Raw genomic sequence first — 4,007 nt, 5'->3', positions numbered from 1 at the left:
GGTGCCCTGCCGGCGCCCCCCCCGAACGCGGGCGTGCCCGCCAGCCGTATCCGCGACGAGATCGGCTTCATCCCGCGCCTCGACGGCGGCCGCGTCTCCGGGCTGGTGGTCCGCTCGCAGGGGACGGGCGAGCTGTTCCGCCGCACGGGGCTGCGCGAGGGCGACGTGGTGACGTCGATCGGCGGCCGGCCGGTGGGCGACGTCGCCGACCTCGATCGCGTCGCGAGCGACTTCAAGGGCGGCGGCTCCATCCCGATCCTGGTGGAACGCGGCGGCCAGCCCGTGCCGCTCAGCCTGCAAGTGGCGCCGCAGCCATGAGGCGGCGCTTCCCTCTGGGTCGGTCCGTGCCGGGCGCTCCCGCTCCGTTCGTGCGGAGAGCCCCCCATCCGTTCGTGCCGAGCGTCCCCGGCCCGTTCGTGCCGAGCCGTCCCCATCCGTTCGTGCCGAGCGAAGTCGAGGCACCCTTGCGCGCGGGCAAACCCCTCGACTTCGCTCGGGGCGAACGGCTTGGGGGGCGCCTCTTCGGTGGTTTGACGTGGCGGGTAGCGATGCTCGCCACCATCCTCCTCGCCGCGCCCGCCCCCGTGCTCGCGCAGACGACGCTCAACGTCCGCGACGCCGACATCCGCGCCTTCATCGCCGATGCCGCCAAGGTCACCGGCCGCACGATCATCATCGACAGCCGCGTGCAGGGCAAGGTGACCGTGGTCACCGACCACCCGCTCAGCCAGTCGCAATATTTCGAGATCTTCCTGTCGACGCTGCGCGCCAACAACCTCGTCGCGGTGCCCGCCGCGAACGGCGCGTTGCGCGTCCAGCCGCTCGACAACGCCGCGCAGCAGCCGAGCCGGGTGGGCAGCGCGGGGGCGAGCCGCGACAGCTTCGTCACGGAGATCGTGCGCCTGCGCCAGGTCGACGCGCAGTCGGCGCTCGACACGGTGCGCCCGCTGATCTCGCAACAAGGCTCCGTCAGCGCCAATCGCGCGGGCAACAGCCTGGTGATCGTCGACTTCGCCGACAACATCCGCCGCGTCCGCGCGGTGCTGGCGCGTGTCGACGCGGACAGCGCCGCCACCCGCGTCGTGCTGCTCCGGAACGCCAGCGCGCGCGAGGTCGCGACCGCGCTCCAGGCATTGTCGGGGAGCGGCCAGGCCGGCGGTGGCGGCATCACGCCGGGCGCGGGTGTGTCGGTGGTGGCGGTGGAGGGCTCCAACTCGATCGCGCTGCGTGGCGATCCGGCCACCGTGTCGCGCCTCGTCGGCGTCGCGCAACAGCTGGACACGCAGGCGCGCAACGGGACGCAGATCAAGGTCGTTTTCCTGGAGAACGCCGACGCCGAGCAGCTCCTCCCCGTGCTCCAGCAGCTGGTCGGCCAGGCGCCCGAACAGCCGAGCGCCACGCCGCTCAGCCGCGCGAACTTCGGCTCGACGACCAGCGGCACGGGCACGGGCACCTCGACCGGGGCGATCGCCCCCTTCCAGCAGCAGCAGCAGCCGGTGTCGACGCCCGCCGCGACGACGGGCGGGGCCAACGGTCAGGCGGCGATCTCGACCCAGGGCCGCGCGGCGGTAGTCGTCACCCGCTTCGCCGGCGCCAACGCAATCGTGATCGCCGCGCCCGGCGAGGTGCAGCGCCAGCTCGCCGAGGTGGTGCGCCAGCTCGACACGCGCCGCCAGCAGGTGCTCGTGGAGGCGATCGTCGCCGAGGTGTCGGACGCGACGGTGAACCGGCTCGGCGCGCAGTTCCTGCTCGCCAATCCCTCCGGCGGCGCGTTCGCCGCGTCCACCTTCACCAACACCGCCCCCAACATCCTCCAGATCGCTGGCGCGATCGGCGCACGCCAGCTGGCGACTACGACGACGACCATCAACGGCAGTTCGGTCATCGTCGGCACCGACACGACCGTGTCCAACCAGCTCGCGCAGTCGGCCATCACCTCGATCCTGGGCACGTCCGGCGGCTTCGCGGGGTTCGGCGGCACCATCGGCGACACGATCTTCGCCTCGATCATCAACGCGGTGAAGAGCGACACCACCTCCAACCTGCTCCAGGTGCCGCACCTCGTCACGCTCGACAATCAGGAGGCGCACAGCCTGGTCGGGCAGGAAGTGCCGATCACCACCGGCCAGGCGCTGTCGACCAATTTCGACAACGCGTTCCGCACCACGCAGCGCGAGAATGTCGGCATCGGGCTCGACATCCGGCCGCAGGTCAACTCGTCCGGCTCGATCAAGCTGTCGATCCACATCCAGGTCAGCTCGATCGCGGGCCCGGTCTCGAACGACAATTCGGACCTGATCCTCAACAAGCGCGAGGTGGAGAACACGCTCGTGCTGGAGGACGGCGCGATCGGCTATATCGGCGGGCTGCTGTCGGACGAGGAACGACGCACGATCGAGAAAATCCCGCTGCTCGGCGACCTCCCCGTCGTCGGCAACCTGTTCAAGTCAAAGGCGCGCACGCGCGACAAGACCAACCTGATGATCTTCATCCGCCCGACCATCCTGCACACGGCCGACGATGCCCGGCGGCTGGCGGAGCAGCGCTATGGTCAGCTGCGGTTGCAGGAGGGCCAGCAGGCGCCTGGCGAGGAGCCCTCGATCGACCAGCTCGTGCGCGATTACATGAACGCCGCCCCGCCGATCCCGCCCGCGCCGCTGCCGGGCAACATCGACGACCCCCGCGTCGGCGTGCCGGTGGTGCGCGCAACGCCGGGGAGGAAACAGTAATTGGCCAGTCACCCTCACCCTTTTCGCTCGCCTGACGGCGAGCTGTTTCCCTCTCCCGATGGGAGAGGGAAGGGGCCCGCTCGCGAAGCGAGTGGGAAGGGTGAGGGTGACTTCCTTCCACCCGCCCCGCTCCCCTACCTCTTCGCCCGCAAGTTCGGCGTCGCGATCGATCCCGCGCGTGGGGAGCAGCTCACCGTCGCGCTGCGCGAGGGTGCCGATCCCAAGGCGCTGATCGAGGTTCGCCGCGTGCTCGGCCGGCCGTTCGCGGTCGCCGTAATCGCCCCGCCCGCGTTCGATCGCCTGCTGTCGGACGCCTATGCGATGGACGGGCAGGCGACCGCGCTCGCCGCCGTCGGCATGGGCGACGAGCTGGACAGCCTCGCCACCGGGCTGCCGTCCGCCGAGGACCTGCTCGATACCGCCGACGACGCGCCCGCGATCCGGCTCATCAACGGCATCATCGCCGACGCCGCGCGCAACGGCGTGTCGGACATCCATATCGAACCCTATGAGAGCGGTCTGGTGGTGCGGATGCGGATCGACGGCGTGCTGCGCGAGACGCTGCGCATGCCGCCGCATGTCGCGCCGGTGGTGGTCAGCCGCGTCAAGGTGATGGCGCGGCTCGACATCGCCGAGCGCCGCGTGCCGCAGGACGGGCGCATGGGGCTGACGCTGGGTGGCAAGCTGCTCGACGTGCGCGTCTCGACGCTGCCGGCGCGTGCGGGCGAGCGCGTGGTGCTGCGCATCCTGGACAAGGACAATGCCGGGATCGACCTGCCGGCGCTGGGCATGGCGCCGGCGATGCTGCGGCTGCTCACCGACGCGCTGGCCGAGCCCAACGGCATCGTGCTCGTCACCGGCCCGACCGGGTCGGGCAAGACCACCACGCTCTATGCCGCACTGCGCGGGCTCAACGACGGCACGCGCAACATCCTGACCGTGGAGGACCCGGTCGAATATGCGGTCGACGGCGTGGGGCAGACCCAGGTCAATCCCAAGGTCGGGCTGACCTTCGCCGCCGGCCTGCGCGCGATCCTGCGCCAAGACCCGGACACGGTCATGGTCGGCGAGATCCGCGACCGCGAGACCGCCGAGATCGCGGTGCAGGCGTCGCTCACCGGCCATCTGGTGCTGTCGACCGTCCACACCAACGACGCCGCCGGCGCGATCACCCGGATGCGCGACATGCGCGTCGAGCCGTTCCTGCTCGCCTCCACCTTGCGCGCGGTGGTGGCGCAGCGGCTGGTGCGGCGGCTGTGCCCGGCGTGCCGCAAGCCG

The 4,007-nt window shown here is 71.2% G+C and carries 3 protein-coding genes; all 3 read left to right on the top strand.

The window, feature by feature from the left end:
• A partial coding sequence (locus HUU95_RS10160) for a PDZ domain-containing protein (RefSeq protein ID WP_217429809.1) occupies positions 1-318 on the top strand: 318 nt, incomplete at its 5' end.
• A 230-nt stretch (positions 319-548) separates the two neighbouring features.
• Entirely contained in the window at positions 549-2,729 is a 2,181-nt protein-coding gene (gene gspD / locus HUU95_RS10155) for a type II secretion system secretin GspD (RefSeq protein ID WP_174280004.1), read from the top strand.
• Positions 2,730-4,007 (top strand): GspE/PulE family protein (locus tag HUU95_RS10150; protein WP_438827207.1); only part of this gene is annotated, 1,278 nt, incomplete at its 3' end.

The organism is Sphingomonas bacterium (assembly GCF_903643065.1).
In the GTDB taxonomy this organism is placed as follows: Bacteria; Pseudomonadota; Alphaproteobacteria; order Sphingomonadales; family Sphingomonadaceae; genus Sphingomonas.
The sequence above is the reverse complement of the archived record's forward strand: the minus strand, read 5'-3'. Positions and strand labels throughout refer to the sequence as shown.

Bases quoted from the DNA above. Each gene is read 5' to 3' on its own strand.
- gspD (WP_174280004.1), top strand. From the start codon at position 549: ATGCTCGCCACCATCCTCCTCGCCGCGCCCGCCCCCGTGCTCGCGCAG.